This window comes from Hoeflea prorocentri (assembly GCF_027944115.1).
In the GTDB taxonomy this organism is placed as follows: domain Bacteria; phylum Pseudomonadota; class Alphaproteobacteria; order Rhizobiales; family Rhizobiaceae; genus Hoeflea_A; species Hoeflea_A prorocentri.
The window spans coordinates 2,015,971-2,038,203 of the sequence record NZ_JAPJZI010000001.1; the positions used below are offsets into that span (position 1 = coordinate 2,015,971).

A 22,233-nucleotide genomic window follows, 5' to 3' on the forward strand; every position below is an offset into this window, starting at 1 on the left:
TGGAACCAGGAAAGAGAAGCGCGTTTGCTCATCTCAATTCACCATCCAGGTAAGTTCGCGGCGGACAATAGAGCTGGATCGGCTCGTGTGCGGCCATAGCATCCATGAACCGTTCCCGCTCGAAAATTTCTGGATGCTCGGTTTCCAATTGCCGTATTCGATCAATTGCGGGCTCGTATCCAAGTTCGGCGGAAAGATACAGATAAGGCGCGGCGTCCTTGAGCGACCGTTCATCATCGAAGAGGTCCAGCGCGTAGGGATAAATGTCCGTTTTCATCAACCGGTAGCCCTTGTAATAGAGCGCCAATCTGCTTCCCTCCAACGCGGCAATGGATATCCACTCGCCTTCATAGAGGCCTCTGAGCAGGTCGTGCGCCGGGGTTACATTGCCCCTTTCCGCCGCCTTTTCCGCATTGATAATTGCGCCGCAACGGTCAAAGCCCGAAGTCAGCCGTCCCGAGGCCTGCATCAGCGCCTTGTTGACATAGAGAAACGGGTCATCAGAATCCTCCAGGTCCTTGATCTTCTCCCAGGCTACATCCGGGTAATGTTCCTCGAAAAAGATGTAATAGGCCTCATTGTAGATATCGGAGAGATCCGCCTGAGCTGGTCCGGCCGCTATGAAGAAAGTGGTCAGGGCTGTGATCGGCGACAATATCCGTATCCACTTTAACCTGCCCGGCATCCCATCACTCTCCCTTGTAGGTTATGCCTGCGCGCATCGTCAGCTATCTGCAATAATCACGTGTTCCATCGGCTGAAAACAACCCTATCGCAAGACCGCATCAGCCACCATGCCATTAGGCGCTGCGAGCTCATCGCACAGTCCAGTTTTCATTTAACTCGTTGAGATCTATCAAGAAAGCAAGACACCAACATCCCGAATTCGCGCCTTACCGTCGCCCCGCCTCCATGAAACGCCGGGCCTCGGCGTCGGTCAGCGCCTCGACCGCATAGGTGAATGTGCCTCGCTCGCGGACCTCGTTTGCGGCGCGGATCAGGCCGCCAAGCGCGGCGCGGGCGAAAGAGCCGCCAACGCTGACGCGTTTGACGCCGGCCTCGGCCAGCTGATTGAGCGACCAGTTCGCGCCGGTCAGGCCCATGACAACATTGACCGGTTTCGATACCGAAGAGCAGACAAGGCGGACAGCTTCAAGATCCGGCAGCCCCGGCGCAAAAAGCACATCAGCACCCGCCTCGTCGAAAGCCTGAAGGCGGCGGATCGTGTCATCCAGATCGGGACGGCCGTAGAGGAAATTCTCTGCCCGCGCCGTCAGAAGGAACGGTTGCCCCCTTGCCGCCTCGGCACTTGCCGCAACGCGCTCCACCGCCTGCCCGAACTCATAGATCGGGGCCTCCGGCCTGCCCGTAGCATCTTCGATGGAGCCGCCAACCAGCCCGGTCTCCATCGCAAGGCTTATGGTCTCGGCGCAGTCTTCCGGCAGGTCCCCGAAGCCACCCTCAAGGTCGGCTGATACCGGCAACGACGTTGCCGAAGCGATATCCCTGGCATTGCTCAACGCGTCTTCACGCGTGACTTGCGAGCGCCCGTCGCATCGCCCGGTGGCGAAGGCCAGTCCGGCGGATGTTGTTGCCAGCGCCTCGAAACCAAGCTGCTCCAGGATGATCGCCGATCCGGCGTTCCATGGATTCGCAATGATGAAAGCGCCCTCGCCCTGATGCAGTGTCTTGAAACGCTCAAATTTTTCTTCGGTGTTCATCCGCACTCTCCCAGGCCAAACGCCAAGCTGGAACAAATAGTGAACGATTGCAAGATGAAATTTCGCAATCCCGGCTCAATAGACAGCAGGCCGCATTGTGTTTTGTGCCGAAATGGGCAAGCCTCCTGCCGGGTCGTCAATGTGCTGGAAGGTCGAATGGACTGGTTTGATATCATCACGCAACTTCGCGATATGATCGGCCGGGCCCTATGGTTCGATCCGGCGGTCTACGACACGGCCTATATGGATGACCGCACACGCTTTATTTCGACACTGGTCGTCTTTCTGGCCGGAGCGTCACTCCTGCTGGGACAGTGTTTCGCCCTTTTCCTCGTCGCCGCCTCGCCGCTTGGCTTCCTGCTCGGTCTTATCTTCAGCGGTTTGTCGCTGGCCGTGCGTCTCGGGCTTTGGGTGACCTGTTCGGTTTTCTTCGCCGCCATTGTTTTCGGCGTGGTCAACGCACCCTGGAACTTCATATCGGTCATCTTTGTGGCCACGGCGCCGCTGGTCTTCGGTTTTCTTGCCGTGCTTCCCAGCATCGGCATCATCATCCTCTACATGCTCTATGGCTGGACCTGCCTGACCATGATGTACGGGCTTTTCTACGGCGCACAGGTGCCGTTCCTGCCGGGCGCGGTCTGCATGCTACTCGGCTGGATTGCCGTCTCATTGCTTGAGCGGTTGTTCTTTACGCGCAGCCACACCGCACAAAGCGGCGGTTTCCTGTTTGCAAGCCGGCAACTTTCGCGCTTCACCTCCGATCAGATCCTGGAGTTCGTCAAACAGAAGGTGCGCAGCCGATGACGGATATCCAGCAATTGCTCTTCGGCGCGCTGCTCGTTGCCGGCGTCACGCTGTTTGTGGCGCTCATCACCGCCCCGTTCGAGGCCATGACATGGTGGTCGCGGTGGACAAGCGATCCGGACGGGGAACCGGTAGAGGAAGACACAGAAACGGTCAGCGGCTTATCTAAGGAAAAGGAAGCCGTGCTTTTCTACGTGACAGGAATCGGCACCATCACCGGCGAACGGCACCCGCAGCTTGAGCAGGGTTTCATCGACGCGTTGAAACGGGCAATGCCGAATGTCACGGTCATCGATGATTTCTTTCCCTATTCGCCTGCCGGCATTCCGCTCACCGGCCAGCGGATCTTCGCGCGGTTCTGGCGCTTTTCCGGACGCCACCGGGCCTTTGTCACGCAGAACCTCATCCGCCTGCGCAATATGTTCCAGGTGCTTGTCGCGGCAGACGGGCGTTACGGTCCGATCTACAGCGCCGGCACCTATCGCATTATGCGCGAAAAACTCCTGGCGCGGGGCCATGGTCCCCATTCAGGCCGCCCGGTCATCATGCTTGGTTATAGCGGCGGAGCAGAGATCTCGCTCGGCGCCGCACCTTTCCTGCACGGTGAGTTCGAAAGCCGGTTGACCCTGTTGTCGCTGGGCGGTGTGCTGTCATCGCATCCAGGCATCGCCGCGCTCGACCGTATCGTGCACCTGCAAGGCTCCGCCGACCGGGTCGCGCGCATCGGAGGAACCTTCTTCGTTCACCGCTGGGCAATCTTTGGCCGCTCCCACTGGAACCAGGCCCGCAAGCAGGGCCTTATCTCACAGGTTGCGATGGCCGATATGTCTCACAACGGACCGGGCGGTTACCTTGATCCCGATACGCATAGATCGCCGGAGGGGCCAAGCAATCTTGAGCGTACGATCGCCGAGATCAAATCGGTTGTCGAGGAGGAGATCACCCTTAGCCGGAATGGGACCGCTGAAGCCTAGGACTACTTTGCCGGCAATTCGCCCGGTTGCGTGTTTCGATCGAAATCGCCGTTTTGCGAAAGCAGGATGGCGATTGGCCGCGTCGGACGGAACTCGGCCAGTACGATCACCACAACCGATGTCATCGGCACGGCGAGGATCGCCCCGCCGATCCCCCAAAGAGCGTACCATACCGTCAGGGATATCAGCACCACGAACGGGCTCAGATTCATCGAGCGGCCGAGCAGCCGCGGCTCGACAAAACCGCCAATGAAGACCTGCGACGCCGTCAGGCTGATAAGCACAATCACAATGGCCTCGATCGAGCCGAATTGAGCCGCGGTCAAAAGCACGGGAAATGCAACCCCGACAATAGAGCCGACATAGGGAATATAGTTGAGAACGCCGATGAGCACGGCGAAGAAACCCGCGAAATCAACACCGATGAGCCGCATACAGGCATAGCTGATCAGCCCGAGCATGACATTGATCAGCGTTTTCACCGTCAGGTAATTGCCGATCCGTTCGTTGACGCTGCCAACAATTTCCATGATCCGCGCCGCGTCGCCCTTCGTGGTTGCGGCCTTCACGATCTTCTCGCTGAAATGCAGCCGTTCAGCCATCAGGAAACTGGCGTAGAGAAAGACGACGAAGACCTGTCCGCCGAGCGCCGAAACCGATGTGACGGTCGTGCTGATAACGCGCTGCAGATCGAGCTGACCAAGCACGGCGCTGCGGATCGTTCCCCAGGACGGCTCGTCGTCAATGCCGAGCATTCTGGCAATCTCGCCGACGAATCCCAGCAGCGTTGCCTGATATTGCGGCGCAAGCGCAATCACCTGCTGAATGTTCTCGGCGAAAAGCACCACCAGCAGGAACCCGAGGAAGATAAAGGCGAGAAGTGCCACGATGTGGCGCAGCCACAGCGGAATCACCGACCCCACAATCGGCACCTTTCCCAGACTGGTCGCCATGGTGCTCAGGACATAGACCGAGATGATGCCGGAAATGATCGGAATAAAGATCGGTTTGCCGATCCGCAGGATGAAGCCCACCATGATCGCAAATGCGAGGCCGTAGACAAGATTGCGAAAGCGGTTGTTCATAGCCGGCTCCTGATCCGCCGCGGCCCTGCGCGTGCGGCGGGCGAATAGTCGAGCGATTCCGGTCGATTGGCAAGCCCGGGGGCGCAAACACCTTTCAACAAAGGGGATTCGACATCATCCGAAAGTTCAACTTGTACCGTTGCGGCTCCATCACGATATGCGATTCAAGCTTACGAAACAAAACAGCGAGATCACTGGAACAATGCTGAAACGACTCCTGACAGGGCTTGTTGCCCTTGTGGGCGCGTCGGCGTTTGCCGGTGCGGTACAGGCGGCGACGCCGAGCTACACCACGGCAAATGTGAATTTGCGCGCCGGGCCGGGTACGGTCTATCCCGTCCTCCTCACCGTTCCCAACGGAACCGCCATCACCACGCATGGATGCTTAGACGGATATAATTGGTGCGACGTGTCCTGGGGCACCGAACGCGGATGGATGTCCGCCTCCTATATCCATATCACCTATCAGGGCCAGCGCCGTATCCTGACCCCGGCCCTTGCGCCTATCCTCGGCATCTCGGTCGTCGTCTACGACCGCAGATATTGGGATCGCTACTATTACGGTCGCCCCTGGTATCGCAATTGGGACCGTTACTACCGCCCGCCGCCGCAGGTCGCCAAGCCGCCGCGTGCCGTCCAGCCCATATTGCCGGACCGGCCAAGGGCACAGCCGCCAAGGCCTGACAGGCCCCGGGCCGTACAGCCATTGCCTCGCGCCAATCCGCCACGGGCGGTTCAGCCCCTGCCCCGCGCCGACAGGCCCCGCGCCGTCCAACCCCTGCCGAGGGCCACTCCGCCCCGCGCCAATCAGCCCAGAGCGGCGCAACCCTTGCCCCGTGCCAACCAGCCAAGGGCAACGCAGCCCCGGGCAGGCCAACCCAAGGCCGTACAGCCGCGCATGGGGCGGGCATCCGGTCAACGCCGCAGCGGCTGATCAACAGACAAAGCCCTCAAGAGACGCGAAACGCCATCGCGTCTCTTCATTTAACCATCTGATCCGAGTGAATAATCCGTCATCCTGGCATGCAAGGCGATCACGAAACCTTGCGTGCGTCACGCTTTAAATCACATCGCTCCGATATCATATAAAATAGCAGGAAAGCCCGTTGATTCGGGTCGGCGGGCGACAGGTGGATTGCGGCGGCAAGAACAGGCCGCGGGAGAATTCAGATGGAGCTTGCATCCTCGACGTCCAGGCGGGACGAAACGACCGCCTTCGATCATCCGGAATTTGATGGTCACGAGAAGATTGTCTTCGGGCATGACGCGCAAACCGGGCTTTATACGGTCATCGCCATCCATGACACACGGCTCGGCCCGGCCATGGGCGGCTGCCGCATGTGGCCTTACGCCAATATGCAGGAAGCGCTGACCGACGCGCTGCGGCTGTCACGCGGCATGACCTACAAGAATGCGATGGCCGGACTCGATTATGGCGGCGGCAAGGCCGTGATCATCGGCGATCCGAAGCTGCACAAGACACCGGAACTCATGCACGCCTTCGGCCAGAAGGTCGATGCGCTCGGCGGCCTTTACATAACAGGCGAGGATGTTGGACTGACGCCTGCCGACATGGAATCCATCGGCGGCGCGACGGAACATGTGCGCGGCACATCGAAAACCCACCGTGGCGATCCCTCACCCTATACGGCGCTCGGCGTCTATAACGGCATCCAGGCCGCCCTGCGCCATAAATTCGGCTCCGACGACCTGCATGGCCGCACGGTTTCGCTCCAGGGCCTCGGCAATGTCGGCTTCACCCTTGCCCGCTTTTTGCATCATGCGGGCGCGGACCTTGTTGTCTCAGACATCAATGAAAAAGCGGTCCAAAAGGCCATCGATGCTTTCTCCGCCAAATCGGTGAACCCCGAGGACGCGCATAAGGTCGAGGCGGATGTTTTTGCGCCCTGCGCCCTCGGCGCCGGCCTTAACGCTGTGACAATCCCCGAGCTTGGCGCGCCCATCGTCGCCGGCGCCGCCAACAACCAGCTTGCCGAGCCCGGGGACGGTGCGGCGCTTGCCGAACGCGGCATCCTTTATGCGCCCGACTATGTGATCAATGCCGGCGGCGTCATCGCGCTCGCCCTGCACGATGTTGAGGATGAAGTCCTCGAAACCACCGTGCGCAATATCGGCGAAACGCTGACGATCATTTTCCGCCGGGCCGAGGCCGAGTCCGCGCCGACCGACGTGATCGCCGATCGCATGGCGGAGGAGCGCCTGTCGTCACGCGACGTCTGAGCCGTCCAGCACCGCCGAAAGTCCCATTTCTTCATGCCGCATCGCTGCGAATGAGTGGAGGTATTTGCAATTTTGTTCCCTTTATGTTCACTTTTGCTTGAGAGTGACAAAAGAATTCCCCATACTACGTCTCTGCAATGCAGGATTGAATTGATCGGCGCCGGCTTCGAGCCGCGCGAACCGTCGCCTGCTGAAAGGATCACGACATGACTGACGAAGACCAAACCCCGTGGCGGGAGCGATACTGGTGGGAAGATGAGCTTGAACGGACGCTTCAGGACCGCATCGACCGCGCTCTCCGCGAGGGCAAGCACAGGCGCTATTATCTCGAAACCGATCCCGACAGGAAGATCACGCTGGAAGACTGTTTCCGCTTCATCCGCACCTGCCAGTCCATGCCTGAGGTATGGGACTCTCTGGCAAATATCCACATACCATCACCAGAGGAGGAAGCCGCTGGTTACGAATGGTCGGAAGAGGATGACAAGAGGAACGACGTGTCAAACTACTTTCTTAGATGGTACGCCATGAAGCACCACCCTGGCATCCGCGACTCCGCTCTGCTTGGTCCCGCCGCCGTCATCGAGTTGTACGGCAACGGCATGATCGATGATCTCTTCGGTCAAGAAGCCATCGACTATATGCTGGATACCAGGCGGGTTGAGGGGGGGGATCAATGAATTTTCTTCTCGATAAGAACCCGCTTGAGGAACTCTACAAGCTGGCGCCGAGCCAGTGCGGTGTGGACCAACCTCGATCGAAATCCCGGAGTTAACTCATGAACACACAGCAGAGCACCCCGCTTTGGAAGATACCGCCATGGCTTCTCGAACCGCCCGCACGCGAGCGTTTCCATTGGGAGATCGAGTTTGATCAGCTTGAGGCCGATGAGGTTGTCCGGGCGCAAATCCGCCGGGGCGAAGACCCCGAGACTTCGACGAACGACACCATCCAATGGGGCGAATCCACCGACCCGAAAGGCTGGATCACGCTCGAGGAGGCTCTTGGCTACATTCGCGCCATAAAGGATCATCCCGAAGTGTGGGAAAGCTACAAGCCGCAATACTACCACCGCGACCCGGATGCGGAGATCGACCTAATCAATTTTGAGATTTCCGATGAGGAGCGCGCCCATACAAATTGGAGGAACAAGTTTGAACATTGGTACCGGTTGAAGTTTCTGCCCGAGGCCCATCCCGCTGCCTTTGTGGATCCAAGAATAATTGTTAGAGACCATCTGCGTGGAAAGATCGATGATCCATTCGGTGCCACGGCGCGTTCAATTATGCTCGAAGATGGCAGTATGATTGTGGAGAAGCGCTCATGACTAACAGCACAACATATCTCGTCATTGGAATGCAGGGGGGCGGGTCGTAATCGGAGCGATGTGACCAGTCCTATTTGGAGTGCAGGAGTTAACTCATGAACACACAGCAGAACACTCCGCCCTGGGAGACGCCGCCATGGCTTATCGAACCGTCCGAACGCGAGCGCTTCCATTGGGAGATCGAGCTGGAAAAGCTCGAGGCCGATGAGGTTGTCCGGGCGCAAATCCGCCGGGGCGAAGACCCCGAGACTTCGACGAACGACACCATCCAATGGGGCGAATCCACCGACCCGAAAGGCTGGATCACGCTCGAGGAGGCTCTTGGCTACATTCGCGCCATAAAGGATCATCCCGAAGTGTGGGAAAGCTACAAGCCGCAATACTACCACCGTGAGCGTGGCGACGATATCGATCTTGTCAATTTCGAGATCTCAGACGAAGAGCGGGCTCACACAAAATGGCAGGGGAAGTTTGAAGATTGGTACCGTTTGAAGTTCGTGCCCGATGCGCACCCCTGGGCATTTACGGACCCGGAGGTAATTGTCGAGGACTATCTGCGCGGAAAGATCGATGACCCGTTCGGTACAAAGGCGCGTTCGATCATGCTTGAGGAGCGTACGATGATTGTGGAGAAGCGTTCATGACCGACAGCATTACTTATCTTGTCATTGATATGAAGCCGCTTCTCAATCTCTATCATCTGTCCACGAAGCATGGTGTCAATGGCGCTCAGGCGCTGACCGGACGAAATTACCAAATTGTCATTCTTGATGAGGTTCTGAAGGAACTGGTCGAATCGAAGCGACAAGTGCGAATGTGGCTTGAGAAACGTCCTGGCGTCATATTTGACAGGGCAAAGGTCAATCACACAAACCTTGAAGAAACCAAGCGGCGCTTCCTTCCGCCGCCCGATGGCGGGATATACAAAAAGGGTCAATTGGCCGATACCGCCATTGTAAAATATATCAGCAAGAACAAATCAAGAACATTTACGATAATAAGCCACGATTCCGACCTGATAGAGTGGCCGGAACGGATCAGGCAAGCGCTGAGACAACCGGGCACTGGGGAAACGCGTAAAGGCAAGAGGCCGCGGGTGGATTTTCTTGCCCAGACTGACCTCGATCGTGCGGAGTTGAAACGCCTCTCTAAAACACACGCCCATGCTGGACTGCCGGGTTTCTTTCTGAACGAGGCAGTCAATGGACGTCTGACTGGCGATCAATATCAGCAGCTCATGAAGCATACCGAGATCAGAAACCTGTCGCCGGATTATCAAAGGGTGTTCACGCCGCACGACATTGAAGCGCTTAGACGTCACTACGGGGCTGGCGGAAAGGAGGTCTTTATCGGCGCACGCCATTTCGCCAGATTAGACAAAACTGATCCCGCTTTCCGCTCCGGTGGCAAGACGGCTCGTGATCTCGGCATTGTCGGCCTCGGCAGCGTCGGGTTGGAAGAGACCGTACGAAGACTCGGAGGTGCCGCCAATGTGGCGGAGATCGGCCTTGTCGCGAACGAGGTCCAGGACCATCTGAAGGCCGGCAATGAAGACGAGGCGTTCAAAACCATTGTGCGTTTTGCGGCCGAGACGGTCGGCGGGAGCGCGGCCGGCGCGGCGGCGGCTGGCGCTGCTACCGTGCTCGCCGGCGCTGTCGGTATCACCCTCGCTCCCTGGGCCCTCCTTGCAACAGGCGTTGTCGCTGCCATGGCAGGCAGCCTTGCCGTCGGCGAACCGGCAGAGAATCTGGCGGCGGATTTTGCCCGCCACATGGCCGGGCGCCATGGCAAGGACGATTTCACCTTGGACTTGCTGATAGAAGAAGCGCGCCGCTTCGCGACCGGGCGCGGTGTTGATCCGGACCGTTTCGACGAGATGCTCACTCCACAAAAGGCCGGTCGCCTGCGCGCGCTAACCGAGAATGTTGAAAAAGGGGATCGCCTGCCCCACCGAAGTCCCTCGGAGATCACCTTGCGCGGCTTCACCGTCGATCCTTCGGACCCCTCTTATCTGGTCGATGATGAGGCGCACTACTTCAACATCCGTGACGGAAGGGGCGGCGAATGGCAACTCACCGTGGACCACAAGGCAATCGACAACGCTCCGATCATGCGTGAGGACGGACATGCCTTCAAGCGCATCGAGATGGATGACGGTACGTTCTTCTATTCGCCTAAATCGAGGTCGATTTATGCCTATGTGCCGCGGCTCTATCCGGCACTGCAAAGAGGTGAACGCGCCATTGATCCGCCGTCGGCGCCCTCCCCGACCGGCTTCCTCGAGCCTGCCTCGCCGCATTACGACCCGGAGATGAAGATCGACTTCTTCGGCAGGCCGATGCGGGCCGGCGATCTGGTCGACGGCGATCCGGATGTCGGCGATGTCAGCTACTACCCGGGGGATAGTGACGGGAACCTCACCTCAGGCCCGCGCCGGCCCCGCTTCCGCAAAGTGCCTATCATGGACCTGCTGCTAAAAGACGGCGTGTTGCGCAACGAGCATGGCGAGGTGATCCGCGCCTCGACGGGAAGACCCGCCGGCGGTGTCTATGACCGCTTCGTCAACATGCAGTTGATGAGCGATGACGGCAGCCCGGTGGAGGGACGAACGGGTAGGTCTCGGGTGGGCGCCCGCTTCATTCATTCAAGCGGGACGGATGTCGGTCTTGGTGAGCTTTTCAGGCATCTTCAGCTCCTTCCGGATGTTGACGGCGATTTGCGCAGCCCGGCGCTCGGCAAGAGACGTCAACGCCAGCCGCTCTACTGGATCCTGCATCGCGAACTGCCGTCTCCGGAAGATTATGTGCTTCAGCGCAGCGGTTTCGAGCCCGGACATGTGCGCCGTCAGCTCAAGGCGGCAAACCGGTTCGTCAAAACGGATGGCCATCTGTTTGGGCAACGCCCGCCCTTTGCTCCCGTTCCGACACCAAGGCCTGACCGGCCAACGCCGCAAACAGGCCCCTTTCCCTTCAGGAGGCAGATACTCTGAATCAAAACGGGCGCTGACGCGCCCGTTTGTTCCTTGCCATGCCTATTCATGCTTGCCAGTTGTCAAAATCCGGCAACGGTCGGGCATCTGGCGCCGTTTGTCGTTGTGCGTGCGACCTATTCGCCCCGCTTGTGGCCGAGCTTCATGTCCTTTGCCAGCCTGGAGCGCTTTTCCGCATAGGCGGGTGCGACCATGGGGTAACTGGCCGGCAGGTTCCACTTTGCTCGATAAGCTTCCGGTGTCAGGCCGTGATAGGTCATCAGGTGGCGTTTGAGAGATTTGAACTTCAACCCGCATTCAAGACATGTGATCTGGTTGTCCTGCAGCGACTTGCGGATATTGACCGCAGGCTTTTGCTGCTCCTCCACCTTCGGCTCCTCGCCCAATGTGGTGGACCCAAGAGCCGAATGCACTTCGGCAATCAGGTTGGGAAGATCACTCGTCTGCACGACATTGTTGCTGACATAGGCAGCGACAACATCTGCCGTAAGCTCCACGAGCCGCTCGTCGCGGCCCTCTTCAACTGTTTCATTCATTTTGCGCCTCAAAATTCAGTTCATGCATTATACGTAATTCACCGAAACCATCGATGCATTGGATGCAGTCAACGATGTGAACTATGTATCTACAGTTATAAGATAGGAAGTAATTTATCAATATAGCATTTCAATACTGAAAGCAGGCAATACTCAATATTTGCAATATTTAACTTTTAGTTGACATTGAGATATATTTCAGAGGCCCATTTGAATACGACTTGTGTACATTTTATTCAAGAACCGGCTAAACACCCGAAAACATGGTGATTTTACGTCTTGACTGTATAGTCAAAAATATATGTCAACACTTATTTACATAAACCATGCAGATTTAAGCGTTGGGTAAAAATGCTTATGTAAACCAGTGTTTCAGACAAAAAACGCTGACCGCCGCCCAAAAAATATTTTTCTCCAAATAAAAATGTGAAAACAAAAAGCTCGAATCACCAGGTGCATTCAATTTCTTGTTGTAGTCCACGGAAACTACAAGCTTTCATACCAATCTTGCGTCGTTCGCAAGCTTCTTTGTCTTGCTGGGCAACTCTCCAAACTCTCTTTCATAATAGCGGGAAAATCGCCCGAAATGCGTCATGCCCCAATTGGATGCAATGTGGGCAACCGTCATCTCACAATGGCCTGACGCCAGTTCCTGACGGATGCGCATCAGCCTTTCACGGCGCAACACCTCAACCGGCGTACGCGTCAGATTTCTGGTGAACGCATATTGCAGAGTGCGTATGGACACTCCGGCGGCTTCGGCAATGTCGCTCATGCCGATTGGTTTTGCGGCATTTTCGACAATGAAGCTCCGCGCGCGTTTAACATATCCGGCGTTCAGGGCCGTTACGGGCTCGTTCATGAACTGGCTGATATTGCTCGGCTGCATTGCCAAAAATTCGGACAAGAGCGCTTCTTCAAGCAGCCTTTGGTCAAGCGCACTGTCGGAGACAAAAAGACGTCCCTCCTCTGCCGCGCCATAAAGCGCACAAACCTTCCGGCGCCAAAGTTCGGCGTCCGGCCTTGCAAAGCTGATCTGTGGTTCGAAAACGATAGGCGTTGAAAGGCTTCGGCTAATTACCGCTTCTGCAAAGCGCGACAATACTTTACGGCTGACATAAACCAGGAACTGTTCGCAGCCGGCGAGCCAGATCATACGGGTGCGCCGGTCCGGATTGAGGATCGTGCCCGTGTTGCGGTCGGACAGGAATGTGCTACTGCCATTCGTGATGCGGGCAGCACCGCTGACCGGTATCTGGATGAGATAAAAATCCTGTAATTCCTGCGGATCGATCAGGACCGTCGCGCCGTAATGCAGGTAGTTGATGGCAATCATTGCACCCCGGGCAAGGTGATGACGGGCATCGAATGCATCATGCTCGGCAAGCGGCTCAAGCCTGTGCGCGCAGAAGCTCCGAGCGACCAGCTCACGGGCGTGATCGGGATCGCGTGTGTGAAACAGTGCAAACTGCGACAGCGGCGTCATGGCATCGCACCCGGCCGTTTTTTGCGCAAATCGGATAGACAGCGCGCCAGACCGGCTCCATCCTTCAAGCTTAAAATAGTTTTGGATACTGTCAACCTGGGAGGAACCGATGACACAGGATCTGGAAAAGGGCATTACCCGCAACGGAACCGGCTACGCCGATACGACCCTCAATATTCTCGGCCAGACTTATTACCCCAAGGCCTGCTGCGACTCGACCTTTGCCTTTGAGACGAATTCGGAGCCCGGCCAGTTCGTGCCGGTCCATGTGCACCCGACGCAGGATGAGTTCATCCTCGTCCAGGAAGGTGTCTTGGACCTGAAGCTCGACGGCAAGTGGGTCAAGGCCGAAGCCGGCGACCTGGTACGCATGCCGCGCGGCATTCCGCATGGCTATTTCAACAAGTCGGACAAGCCGGCTCGCGCCCTCTTCTGGGTCTCGCCTGCCGGTAAGCTGGAAGAACTTTTCAACAATCTGCACAATCTGGAAGACCCGGAAGAGGTCGTGAAGATTTCGGCGCAGCATGAGGTCGATTTCCTGCCGCCCGAGGCAAACGACTGATCTGAGCGCATCGGCCGGGCATGCCCGGCCCAATCAAAAACGGAACATTTTTGGACCTGCCGGATATCCGGCAGGCCATGAGGGAGATATTGCCATGGTCAAGCGCAAGCATGTTGCTGTCATCGGCGCAGGCGTCAGCGGATTGGCGGCTGCCAAGGTTTTCAAGGAAAAGGGACATACGGTTTCGGTCTTTGAACGCAGCCACGATCTCGGCGGCGTCTGGGAGCCGTCACGCTCCTATCCGGATGTTCAGACCCAAAGCCCCAAGGATCTTTACCGCTACACCGACAAGGCCATGCCCGACCAATATCCGGAATGGCCAAAGGGGCCGCAGGTCCATGCCTATCTCGATGATTATGCCGCCGACCACGGCCTGCGCGATCTCATTCGTTTCGGCACTGCTGTCCAGTATATGGACCGGCGCCCGGACGGCGCGCCTGGCTGGCAACTAGAGCTTGAAGACGAAAGCGGAAAACGCTCGGAGGCTTTCGATTTCGTCGCTGTCTGCACCGGCCAGTTCAGCGAAAAGAACGTGCTCACCCATCCGGGCCAAGATGAATTCGAGGCAGCCGGCGGGACCGTCATGCACTCATCCGAATACACCGACCCGAATATGGTCGAGGGTAAGGATGTGGTCGTCCTGGGTTTTTCAAAATCGGCAACGGACATTGCCGTCAACGCCGCCAACAGCGGCGCGAAATCCGTCACCATCGTCTATCTGGAATCGGTCTGGCGCATTCCCTATTTCATCGGCGGGCTGATCAACTTCAAACGCATCCTCTATATCCGCAAGCAGGAAAACATGTTCCAGGGCTGGGATCTGTCGGCGCTCGACCGGTTCAAATATGCCATTGCCGCCCCGTTCATCTGGGCCAATTGGCGGGCACTGGAATCCCTGCTCACACTTCAGCTCAAGCTGAACAAGACCGGCCTGCGCCCCAAGACCCGCATCGAGGACGGCGTCAACTGTTCCGTCCCCATCGTTACCCCCGGCTTCTTCGATCTCGTCGCCAGCGGCCGGATCAAGGCAATCCAGGGCACATTCGAGGCTTATGAGCCGGGCAAAATCAGGCTGAGCGGCGGCGAGACCGTATCTGCGGATGTTGCAATTCTTGCCGTCGGCTGGAAGTTGGGCGTGCCTTTCCTACCGGAAGCATATCGGGAGAAGCTCGTCGAACCGGACGGGCAGTACAGGCTCTACCGCATCATCGCGAATCCCGACCTGCCGGATATGGGCTTTGTCGGTTTCAATTCGTCCTTCTGTACGGTGCTGAGCGCCGAGATGGCGGCGAACTGGCTGGTGCGCTATGCAGACGGCATGCTCGCCAGGCAGCCGAGCGATGCGGAGATGCGGAGCAATATCGACATGATGCTGGACTGGCGGCGCAATGGCCGGCCCGCCGCACAGGTCTATGGCGGTCTGTGCTCGGCGCCGTTCCATTTCATGCATTTTGATGAGTTGCTTGACGATATGGGCGCTTCGGTGCGCCGGCGTAACCCATTGGCCGAAAACCTGTCGCCGCCGGATGCCGATGCCTATGGCCGCTTTCTGGCTTCAACGCCTGACTATACGGTCGCCTGAGATCGCCCGCACCGGCCGCCGAACATCGGAAGGCCGCAAAGAAAATCCGCGCTGGTCGAACCGGGCGCGGATTTTGAAACCTTACATCATGGCCTGCTGCATATTGCCTTTAAAGTCGGCAAATGCGCCGGCGAAGGGCAGCATCGGCCAATTGCGCACCAGCGTCTGGCCGTAGCGGTCAGTGAATTCGACATGCATGTCCAGTTCGCCCGTTCCCTGGTCCGAGAACGCGCGCACCAGTGCATCGGCTGCGGGACCGGTAAAGCTGCATACGCCGCTTTCAAGGCATGCGCCGTCGTCCAGCCGCCAAACGGCCATGCCATCGCGGACAAGATAGAACCCGTCCGTTTGAAAGCTCAGGCCGTTTTCGAGGTCAAACTCGACCCGCAGGCCATTCTTGGCCGGGCTGACATAGGCGGCGATCGTTCCGAAGCGATCCTGCGCATCGCTGTTCGCACCGGTGCTGAACCGGTCGAGCAGACGCAGATAACAGCGTTCCGCATTGCCGTCGTTCATGGGTTCGCCGACTTCACAGATCGATTCCCACGGTCCGAACCGGTTGTAGCGCGTCGTTGACCATTCGCCTGCCGTTGCTGATGTCAGGCGCGGTTCGGCATCGCCGGTGATTGCCGGCGTGAAAAAGCCAAAGCCAAGCCCTGCGACCGCCAGTGCAGCGGCGGCCACGGTGATGTTTCGCATTGTCCTGCTCCGTTTGCTCGCGCGAAAAAGCTGCGACGGTTCAGGCAGTTAGCCCTCCGATCCCGTGGCGCTCTTTCCAGCGACGATGTACTTCCCGATATGGTGGTTCGTTCAATCCGCGCAAGCCCTGTTAAACAAAATGTGAGAGTTTTCTCACATTGGGCCGAATTTCCTGTAGCCGGGATACTCCGCCCTGCCCGGCTCTGTTCGGTCAGGCTTGGGCGTTGGCACGGGAGCAAAAGGTGGACGTCGCCCGAACAGATCGCCATCCGTTTTCACAAACCGGTTTGCCGCCTTTAGCTGACGGCGCACATGCCCCGGCTCGAAGCCGCTGCGCTGAAGCACATAATCTTCCGGAGACGGCAGATCGCGATGCAGGATCCAGTAGAGCGGCTGGCGTTGGCGTCTCTTGCCGAGCGCCGGGCTGCGCAAATCGCCGTCAACATCCGGAAAGAGCTGAAGATGCCTGAAAAGCTCGCCAAGGCCGACATCCGTCCCGCTCGAATGGATGAAACGGGCGCCGACCCGGGACCGGCCCGTGCGTCCTTCCACCAGGCTGCCATCATCGCTCAACAACTGCATGTTGACAAAACGGTCATAGACACCGCCGGCGGGCCTTCCCGTCGAGGCGCGGATCACCTCGCCATTCTCGTTGCGTAAAACGCCGTCTTTTAGCAGCAGGTCCATGATAGGCACTTTGCGGAAGCGAGGCTGGCGCGGGCCTGAGGTGAGGTTGCCGTCATTGTCCCCCGGGTAGTAGCTGACATCGCCGACATCCGGATCGCCGTCGACCAGATCGCCCGCTCGCATCGGCCTGCCGAAGAAGTCGATCTTCATCTCCGGGTCGTAATGCGGCGAGGCTGGCTCGAGGGCATCGAACCGCAAACGCCTTGCGCCCATTTTCTTCAGAAATTCCTCGCGCAAATTTTCCGGCGATATCAACCGCGAAAACGCACCGGTCTCCTCCTCATAGAGCGCCGTCCCCGCATCCGTCGGGACAGCCTTGTAGGTGCCGCCCTCGTCCCGGTAGATCTGCTTCGTATTGTCAATCGTTTCCCGTGGCACCACAATTTCGCGAAGGCCACCCTTGCTGTCGGGCGTCAGGAACACGTCGCCCTCATCCGTCGCAATATAGCCGGTGATCGGGCGTCCGGCCTCGTCCAGCATGTATTGCCCGTACAACTCAAGAAAGTCCTGGCCGAAGATCTCCCGGAACCGCTCCGGTCCTTCGCGCTTGAAGAACTGATATTCCTGGCTGAGTGCAAAGCGCCGGACGAACTCCAGTTCTTCAGGCGTCAGGATACCGTGACGGTTGTTGTAGTCGCGTGCGAAGCGGGCAATCAGCCCGGCGGTCAGTGCCTGACCGTCATTGTTGGCGACGATGTAATCATGCAAGGCCCCAGCAAAATCCTTGCCTTTCTCGCCGCCCGCATAGCCGCCGATCAGCGCGCCGGCAGCGATTGCAAGCACCTTTGTCACCGGGTTTGGAACCACGCCCAGAACGCGCAAACCGGCCGCCACGGCCCAGCCGCCTGCCGCCGCCCCCGCCGTTCCGCCGGACAGATCGCCGGCGAGCTTGGCCCAGGCCTTCTCGGCCTTGACGGCATCGCCACGCTCGGCGTGCCATGCCGACTCCTCCGCCGCCTGCGCCACACTGACAACATCACCGAGGATACCCGCGGCCTTGAGCGTGCCGAGGAAGAGGCCGAGTTTAGCGAAACGGCGTGCGCCAAAGAATATCTCACCCTTTTCGTCCGCGAATTTTGTCTTGAACTTCTCGATCTCCTCCGCCGTAAAAACTCTTCGATATTTCTCGCTGAGGTTTCCCGTTTGGACATGCTGCATAATCGCCACATAATCCTCGGCGCTGATGCGACCGTTGATGGCCTCGTTGAAGTAAAAACCGGGCAGACCGCCGTGGGAGCGGACCTTGATGTTCCAACCCTTGTTCTTCTTGACATGATCCGGCCATTCATTGAGCCCGCTGTCGTGGCTGAGGATCGTGAATGTTTCTGTTTTGTTCTCTAGAATATATTTTACGATGGCCACGTCGGCCCGCTGGCCTGCCTTCACAGAAGGGAAATATTGGCGCTTGAGGGTTTCGAGTTCGGCCGCTTTGACTTTAAGTTGAGGTTTGATGACACCTGGACGTGAGCCCAGCCAATCGTTTACTTCACCTCTTCGTCCACGCGGCAACTCTTCTGAAACGTTATGAAGGATGATCAATCGGTTTCCATTCGAGATCAGCGGACGCAAGCCATCAATGCCATGTTTTTCATGCATGGTGTAAAGGTTCGACAGCTGCGGCATGTCGATGAGAATAAGGGCTTTTTGCTCGCTCATGAGCGTTTCTCCCTTATGATGCTGATATCCAGCAATTTGCTTTTCGCTGCCTCGCCGAAGAGGTCATCGAATTCACCGATCAGATAGCCTTCCATGACATACTCGGCCTGATCAAAGAAGAGTGTATGCGCCTCAGGGTGGTATTTCAGTCGGTACCATCGTTGAAAGTCGTGTATCCAGGACCGTCTCCAGAACTCCTCATCCGATACGCGTTCCGCATCTTCGTCGAGATCCAGCGGCATCATATGATCCCAGATTTCCGGATGTTTCTGACAGGTTCGAATATATTTGTAGACTTCATCCAAACTTACCCAGGCGTCCGGGCTAGTCGGGTCGGGACCTAAATCGAGCGGGGATCCGTTTCTTTTGATCAGTTCTCTTCTTCGCGCTTCCTCCAGCGCAGCTGCCTCAATCTCCCAATAGAAGGCCTCCCTTTCAGGCGGCTCGATCTCCCAGGGTCTTGCTTGAATGTCAGTTTTTCCTTCATGCTTGCTCATGGATTGGTCCTGTCGTTTGTGTGCTGACATTAGGCTGGCGGCTCGTATTGCGGAACTCCTCGAGCATGGTCTTGGGGTAGCCCAGCCAGCCGTGGTCATGGGCTACCAGCCGGTATTCCTGACCGTCGCCCTTCACCGTCTCAAGGTACCGGTATGCGGCAATATCGGCCCGGTTCTTGCCGCTCGCGGCCTCGCTCTCCTGCATATCAGGAAAGTAGCGCCTTTTGAGTTGCCTCAGGGCATCCGGTTCATCCGGAATCTGGGGTTCAAGAATTTCGGCACCGTTGGCCAGCAGCCATTTCTCAATAGGTTTCTTGAAGCGTCCATCGCGAATTTCATCCAACACCTCTCGAAGCACGATTACTCTGCCGCCATCCCGATAGAAGGGCGACAGAGTGCCGTATTTGGCATCGACCTTGATGCCGTCTGTCTGAGACATCACATAGAGATTTAGAAGCGGACCGATATCGAGCAGATGGTTCACTGAACGATCCCCCGGTCTTCTCCGATTTCAAGGATCGCGGAACGCGCTTCGTCTCCGAAGGGATCGTCCAGCCTCCCGTCAATGACATCAACAACAACGATATCGCCGACGATCAGATCATACGGGTTGTAGCCCGGTAGATGTTTGAATGCGTACCAGCGCTGGAACCTCAGCGTCAGATAATGGTTCCAGGTCTCCTCCTCCGTGCTCTCCAGGATACCTTCGGAGTACTCCTGTTCGCGATGGCGCTTGAGCATGACATTGGCATTCCAGATTTCCGGATGCGCCTTGCAGGCGCGGACATAGGCAAACACATCCGCCACAGTGAGTTTCTTGTCCGGGTCGATCTCCGGATAGGTGTTCTCAGGCTTGCCCTCGCGCTCGGCCCGCTCGCGGAACGCGCGGGCTATATCCCAAAACTCCAACTCCCACGGGAACGGCTCCGGCGGCACAAAATCCTCGTCTTCACTCATTCCTTGATCCTTTCGTCCAAAGACCTATCAACGCGCCCGGACATCCGGTGCGGACGGCAAAATTCAATCCTGCATTGCATGAAACCACTATGGGAATTTGTTATGTCATGCTCAAGCGAAATCAGAACAAAATAAGAACAAAACTAAAGCTGTTGCCGCACGGCAACCCTTATCGGGCAGTCAGGTTCAAGGCCAATTCTGCACTATGCGCTTCAACGCTTTGGGCGAACTGCTGCTGATGTTGAGCGGGCGGTAGCCATCAATGCGGTGCTTTTCATGCATCGTAAAAAGGTTCGAAAGCTGCGGCATGTCGATGACAATAAGGGCTTTTCGCTCGCTCACGCGTCTTTCTCCCGTATGGCGCCGACATCAAGCAGTTCTTTTTTTGCCGCATCGCCAAACAGATCATCAAACTCGCCGATCAGATAGCCCTCCATGACATATTCGGCACTATCAAAGGCGGATGTATGCGTCCCCGGGTGGTACTTTAACCAGTACCATCGCTGAAAGCTGCCAATCCAGGACCGTCGCCAGAACTCCTCATCCGATACGCGTTCCACGTCTTCGTCCAGATCCAGAGGCATCATGTGATCCCAGATTTCCGGGTGCTTCTGGCAGGCTCGAATGTAAGTGTAGACTTCATCCAACGTTAGCCAGTAGTCCGGGTCAATCGGCTGCGGAGTTAAATCGACAGGAGATCCAGTTCTTTTGATGAGCTCTCTTCTTCGCACCTCCTCCAGCTTATCTGCCTCAATCTCCCAGTAGAAGGCCTCCCTTTCAGGCGGTTCGATCGCCCAGGGCCTTGCTTGAATTTCAGTTTTTCCTTCAGGCTTGCTCATGGATTGGCCCTGTCGTTTGTGTGCTAGCTGGAGATCGGCGGCCCGTATTGCGGAACTCCTCGAGCATGGTTTTGGGGTAGTCCAGCCAGCCGCTGTCATGGGCCACCAGCCGGTATTCCTGACCGTCGCCCTTCACCGTCTCAAGGAACCGGTATGCGGCAATATCGGCCCGGTTCTTGCAGCTCGCGGCCTCGCTCTCCTGCATATCAGGAAAGTAGCGCTTCTTGAGTTGCCTCAGGGCATCCGGTTCATCCGGAATCTGGGGTTCAAGAATTTCGGCACCATTGGCCTTCAGCCAATCTGCAATCTTGTTCCTATACGGTTCATACTCAATCTCACCCAACACCTCATGCAGCACGATCACCCGGCCACCATCACGATGGAAAGGCGACAGGGTACCGTATTTGGGATCGATTTTTATGCCGTCACTTTGCGACATGCGATAAAGGTTGAGCAGCGGCCCGATATCCAGGACGTGGTTCATTCCGTGATCCCCTTGTCTTTACCCAACTTTAGGATCTCCGCTCGAGCGGCGTCGCCGTAAAGACCGTCCAGTTCACCGTCGATGACCCAAGTCACAATGATACCGCCGACTATCAAATCTTCCGCGTTGTATCCGGGATGATGCTTGATCCCATACCAGCGTCGGAATCTGAGAGTAAGGTGATTGTTCCAGCTCTCTTCTTCAGTAGGCCTGACATAATCCTCGTCGGTATGATAAAGCTGCCGACGCTCTTTGAGGAACACATAGGCATTCCAGACTTCCGGATGCGCCTCGCAAGCCCGTATATAGGCAAACACATCCGCCACAGTGAGTTTCTTGTCCGGGTCGATCTCCGGATAGGTGTTTTCCGGCTTGCCCTCCCGCTCGGCCCGCTCACGGAACGCGCGGGCCATATCCCAAAACTCCAACTCCCACGGGAACGGCTCCGGCGGCACAAAATCCTCGTCTTCACTCATTGCTTGATCCTTTCTTGCACCGGCTTGTCCGCAGGCACAGGGGTTCGATGCGACAGCAAACGGCGGGACGGCTCGTCGGGGTCAATCTTCGGGCGGGCGCCGGGTGCGCGCCAATGCGGTGGAGAACGATGTTCTGTCGGCCGGATGCCCTCGCCTTCAGCGCGATCGGCATCGCCGGGCGTTAACCCGCCGCAGGTGCGAAGGACATGGGCGCCATTCAGATGATGCGCGATGGCTGCACAGACGCGTGCGATATCCCGCCGCAGCGTGCGCTCGCTGACGCCCTCTTTTCGTGCGAGCGATTTGACGGTGCCGCCACAGCCGGCTCGCGCACGCGCCCAGTCATAAAGGCGCTGCCGGTCGCGTCCGTCCGGGTGCCGGTTGATCCAGGTCCAGCATTCCTCCATGCGCGCGATGGCTGCGGCGGATGGGCGGCGGCGATAGCGCGGCGCATTGGAAGCATAGGCGTCGGTCTGACGCCGCAACGGCTCGGGCATCGCATTGCCGAAAGCCTTGGGGCCGAGCGCACGCGGGCAGATCGCCAGCGTGCGGGCCGCTTCGACGACACGCTCGCGAACAGCGTCAGCCGTCCATTCCTGAAAATGTGGACTTGCTTTCATATCCATGCCTG

The 22,233-nt window shown here is 57.6% G+C and carries 25 protein-coding genes; 10 read left to right on the forward strand and 15 right to left on the reverse strand.

The window, feature by feature from the left end:
- Positions 1-28 precede the first annotated feature (28 nt).
- Together OQ273_RS09480 and OQ273_RS09485 are read right to left on the reverse strand one after the other, a co-directional pair.
- Complete coding sequence (locus OQ273_RS09480) at positions 29-655, reverse strand: hypothetical protein (RefSeq protein WP_267990202.1); 627 nt, start codon at positions 653-655, stop codon at positions 29-31.
- Between the two features lie 238 nt (positions 656-893).
- Positions 894-1,721, reverse strand: a complete 828-nt coding sequence (locus OQ273_RS09485) for an isocitrate lyase/PEP mutase family protein (protein WP_267990203.1) — start codon at positions 1,719-1,721, stop codon at positions 894-896.
- 156 nt (positions 1,722-1,877) lie between these two features.
- Here OQ273_RS09485 and OQ273_RS09490 point away from each other — a divergent pair, with 156 nt between their 5' ends.
- Together OQ273_RS09490 and OQ273_RS09495 are read left to right on the forward strand one after the other, a co-directional pair.
- A complete protein-coding gene (locus OQ273_RS09490) occupies positions 1,878-2,525 on the forward strand; it encodes a hypothetical protein (RefSeq protein ID WP_267990204.1) in 648 nt (215 codons plus the stop codon).
- Entirely contained in the window at positions 2,522-3,499 is a 978-nt protein-coding gene (locus tag OQ273_RS09495) for a hypothetical protein (protein ID WP_267990205.1), read from the forward strand. Before OQ273_RS09490 ends, OQ273_RS09495 begins: the two co-directional genes overlap by 4 nt.
- Before the next feature lie 2 nt (positions 3,500-3,501).
- Here OQ273_RS09495 and OQ273_RS09500 read toward each other — a convergent pair whose 3' ends face one another.
- Entirely contained in the window at positions 3,502-4,584 is a 1,083-nt protein-coding gene (locus OQ273_RS09500; protein ID WP_267990206.1) for an AI-2E family transporter, read from the reverse strand.
- A gap of 202 nt (positions 4,585-4,786) precedes the next feature.
- Here OQ273_RS09500 and OQ273_RS09505 point away from each other — a divergent pair, with 202 nt between their 5' ends.
- From OQ273_RS09505 to OQ273_RS09530, 6 genes are all read left to right on the forward strand, one after another.
- Positions 4,787-5,518, forward strand: coding sequence for an SH3 domain-containing protein (locus OQ273_RS09505; RefSeq protein WP_267990207.1), 732 nt, complete (start codon positions 4,787-4,789; stop codon positions 5,516-5,518).
- Between the two features lie 236 nt (positions 5,519-5,754).
- A complete protein-coding gene (locus OQ273_RS09510) occupies positions 5,755-6,825 on the forward strand; it encodes a Glu/Leu/Phe/Val dehydrogenase dimerization domain-containing protein (RefSeq protein WP_267990208.1) in 1,071 nt (356 codons plus the stop codon).
- 206 nt (positions 6,826-7,031) lie between these two features.
- Positions 7,032-7,505 (forward strand): hypothetical protein, encoded by a 474-nt coding sequence (locus OQ273_RS09515; RefSeq protein ID WP_267990209.1) that lies wholly within the window; start codon positions 7,032-7,034, stop codon positions 7,503-7,505.
- A gap of 98 nt (positions 7,506-7,603) precedes the next feature.
- On the forward strand, positions 7,604-8,152 hold the full coding sequence (locus OQ273_RS09520; protein ID WP_267990210.1) for a hypothetical protein: 549 nt from the start codon (positions 7,604-7,606) through the stop codon (positions 8,150-8,152).
- 95 nt (positions 8,153-8,247) lie between these two features.
- The gene (locus tag OQ273_RS09525) at positions 8,248-8,796 is read left to right on the forward strand and encodes a hypothetical protein (RefSeq protein WP_267990211.1); all 549 of its coding nucleotides are present in this window, start codon (positions 8,248-8,250) and stop codon (positions 8,794-8,796) included.
- Complete coding sequence (locus OQ273_RS09530; RefSeq protein WP_267990212.1) at positions 8,793-11,141, forward strand: hypothetical protein; 2,349 nt, start codon at positions 8,793-8,795, stop codon at positions 11,139-11,141. The genes OQ273_RS09525 and OQ273_RS09530 overlap by 4 nt, the downstream gene beginning before the upstream one ends.
- 116 nt (positions 11,142-11,257) lie before the next feature.
- Here OQ273_RS09530 and OQ273_RS09535 read toward each other — a convergent pair whose 3' ends face one another.
- Positions 11,258-11,677 carry a Ros/MucR family transcriptional regulator gene (locus OQ273_RS09535; RefSeq protein WP_267990213.1) on the reverse strand — a complete coding sequence of 140 codons (420 nt, stop codon included), beginning with the start codon at positions 11,675-11,677 and terminating at the stop codon, positions 11,258-11,260.
- 496 nt (positions 11,678-12,173) lie between these two features.
- The gene (locus OQ273_RS09540; RefSeq protein WP_267990214.1) at positions 12,174-13,163 is read right to left on the reverse strand and encodes an AraC family transcriptional regulator; all 990 of its coding nucleotides are present in this window, start codon (positions 13,161-13,163) and stop codon (positions 12,174-12,176) included.
- Between the two features lie 109 nt (positions 13,164-13,272).
- Here OQ273_RS09540 and OQ273_RS09545 point away from each other — a divergent pair, with 109 nt between their 5' ends.
- Together OQ273_RS09545 and OQ273_RS09550 are read left to right on the forward strand one after the other, a co-directional pair.
- Positions 13,273-13,725: a cupin domain-containing protein gene (locus OQ273_RS09545; RefSeq protein ID WP_267990215.1), complete on the forward strand. Its 453-nt coding sequence runs from the start codon at positions 13,273-13,275 to the stop codon at positions 13,723-13,725.
- 94 nt (positions 13,726-13,819) lie between these two features.
- Positions 13,820-15,307 carry a flavin-containing monooxygenase gene (locus OQ273_RS09550; RefSeq protein ID WP_267990216.1) on the forward strand — a complete coding sequence of 496 codons (1,488 nt, stop codon included), beginning with the start codon at positions 13,820-13,822 and terminating at the stop codon, positions 15,305-15,307.
- An 81-nt stretch (positions 15,308-15,388) separates the two neighbouring features.
- On the opposite strand, the gene OQ273_RS09555 is transcribed toward OQ273_RS09550, so the two are convergent.
- The 10 genes from OQ273_RS09555 to OQ273_RS09600 form a co-directional block, all read right to left on the reverse strand.
- Positions 15,389-16,006, reverse strand: coding sequence for a hypothetical protein (locus OQ273_RS09555; protein WP_267990217.1), 618 nt, complete (start codon positions 16,004-16,006; stop codon positions 15,389-15,391).
- Positions 16,007-16,159: 153 nt separating this feature from the next.
- Positions 16,160-18,349 (reverse strand): hypothetical protein, encoded by a 2,190-nt coding sequence (locus OQ273_RS09560; RefSeq protein WP_267990218.1) that lies wholly within the window; start codon positions 18,347-18,349, stop codon positions 16,160-16,162.
- On the reverse strand, positions 18,346-18,846 hold the full coding sequence (locus OQ273_RS09565; protein WP_267990219.1) for a hypothetical protein: 501 nt from the start codon (positions 18,844-18,846) through the stop codon (positions 18,346-18,348). Before OQ273_RS09565 ends, OQ273_RS09560 begins: the two co-directional genes overlap by 4 nt.
- Positions 18,833-19,330 (reverse strand): hypothetical protein, encoded by a 498-nt coding sequence (locus OQ273_RS09570; RefSeq protein ID WP_267990220.1) that lies wholly within the window; start codon positions 19,328-19,330, stop codon positions 18,833-18,835. Before OQ273_RS09570 ends, OQ273_RS09565 begins: the two co-directional genes overlap by 14 nt.
- Positions 19,327-19,803, reverse strand: a complete 477-nt coding sequence (locus OQ273_RS09575) for a hypothetical protein (RefSeq protein ID WP_267990221.1) — start codon at positions 19,801-19,803, stop codon at positions 19,327-19,329. Before OQ273_RS09575 ends, OQ273_RS09570 begins: the two co-directional genes overlap by 4 nt.
- A 186-nt stretch (positions 19,804-19,989) precedes the next feature.
- A complete protein-coding gene (locus OQ273_RS09580; RefSeq protein WP_267990222.1) occupies positions 19,990-20,145 on the reverse strand; it encodes a hypothetical protein in 156 nt (51 codons plus the stop codon).
- Complete coding sequence (locus OQ273_RS09585) at positions 20,142-20,642, reverse strand: hypothetical protein (RefSeq protein ID WP_267990223.1); 501 nt, start codon at positions 20,640-20,642, stop codon at positions 20,142-20,144. The genes OQ273_RS09580 and OQ273_RS09585 overlap by 4 nt, the downstream gene beginning before the upstream one ends.
- On the reverse strand, positions 20,629-21,126 hold the full coding sequence (locus OQ273_RS09590) for a hypothetical protein (RefSeq protein WP_267990224.1): 498 nt from the start codon (positions 21,124-21,126) through the stop codon (positions 20,629-20,631). The genes OQ273_RS09585 and OQ273_RS09590 overlap by 14 nt, the downstream gene beginning before the upstream one ends.
- Positions 21,123-21,602 carry a hypothetical protein gene (locus OQ273_RS09595; RefSeq protein WP_267990225.1) on the reverse strand — a complete coding sequence of 160 codons (480 nt, stop codon included), beginning with the start codon at positions 21,600-21,602 and terminating at the stop codon, positions 21,123-21,125. Before OQ273_RS09595 ends, OQ273_RS09590 begins: the two co-directional genes overlap by 4 nt.
- Positions 21,599-22,228 carry a DUF6362 family protein gene (locus OQ273_RS09600; protein ID WP_267990226.1) on the reverse strand — a complete coding sequence of 210 codons (630 nt, stop codon included), beginning with the start codon at positions 22,226-22,228 and terminating at the stop codon, positions 21,599-21,601. The genes OQ273_RS09595 and OQ273_RS09600 overlap by 4 nt, the downstream gene beginning before the upstream one ends.
- Positions 22,229-22,233: the final 5 nt, after the last annotated feature.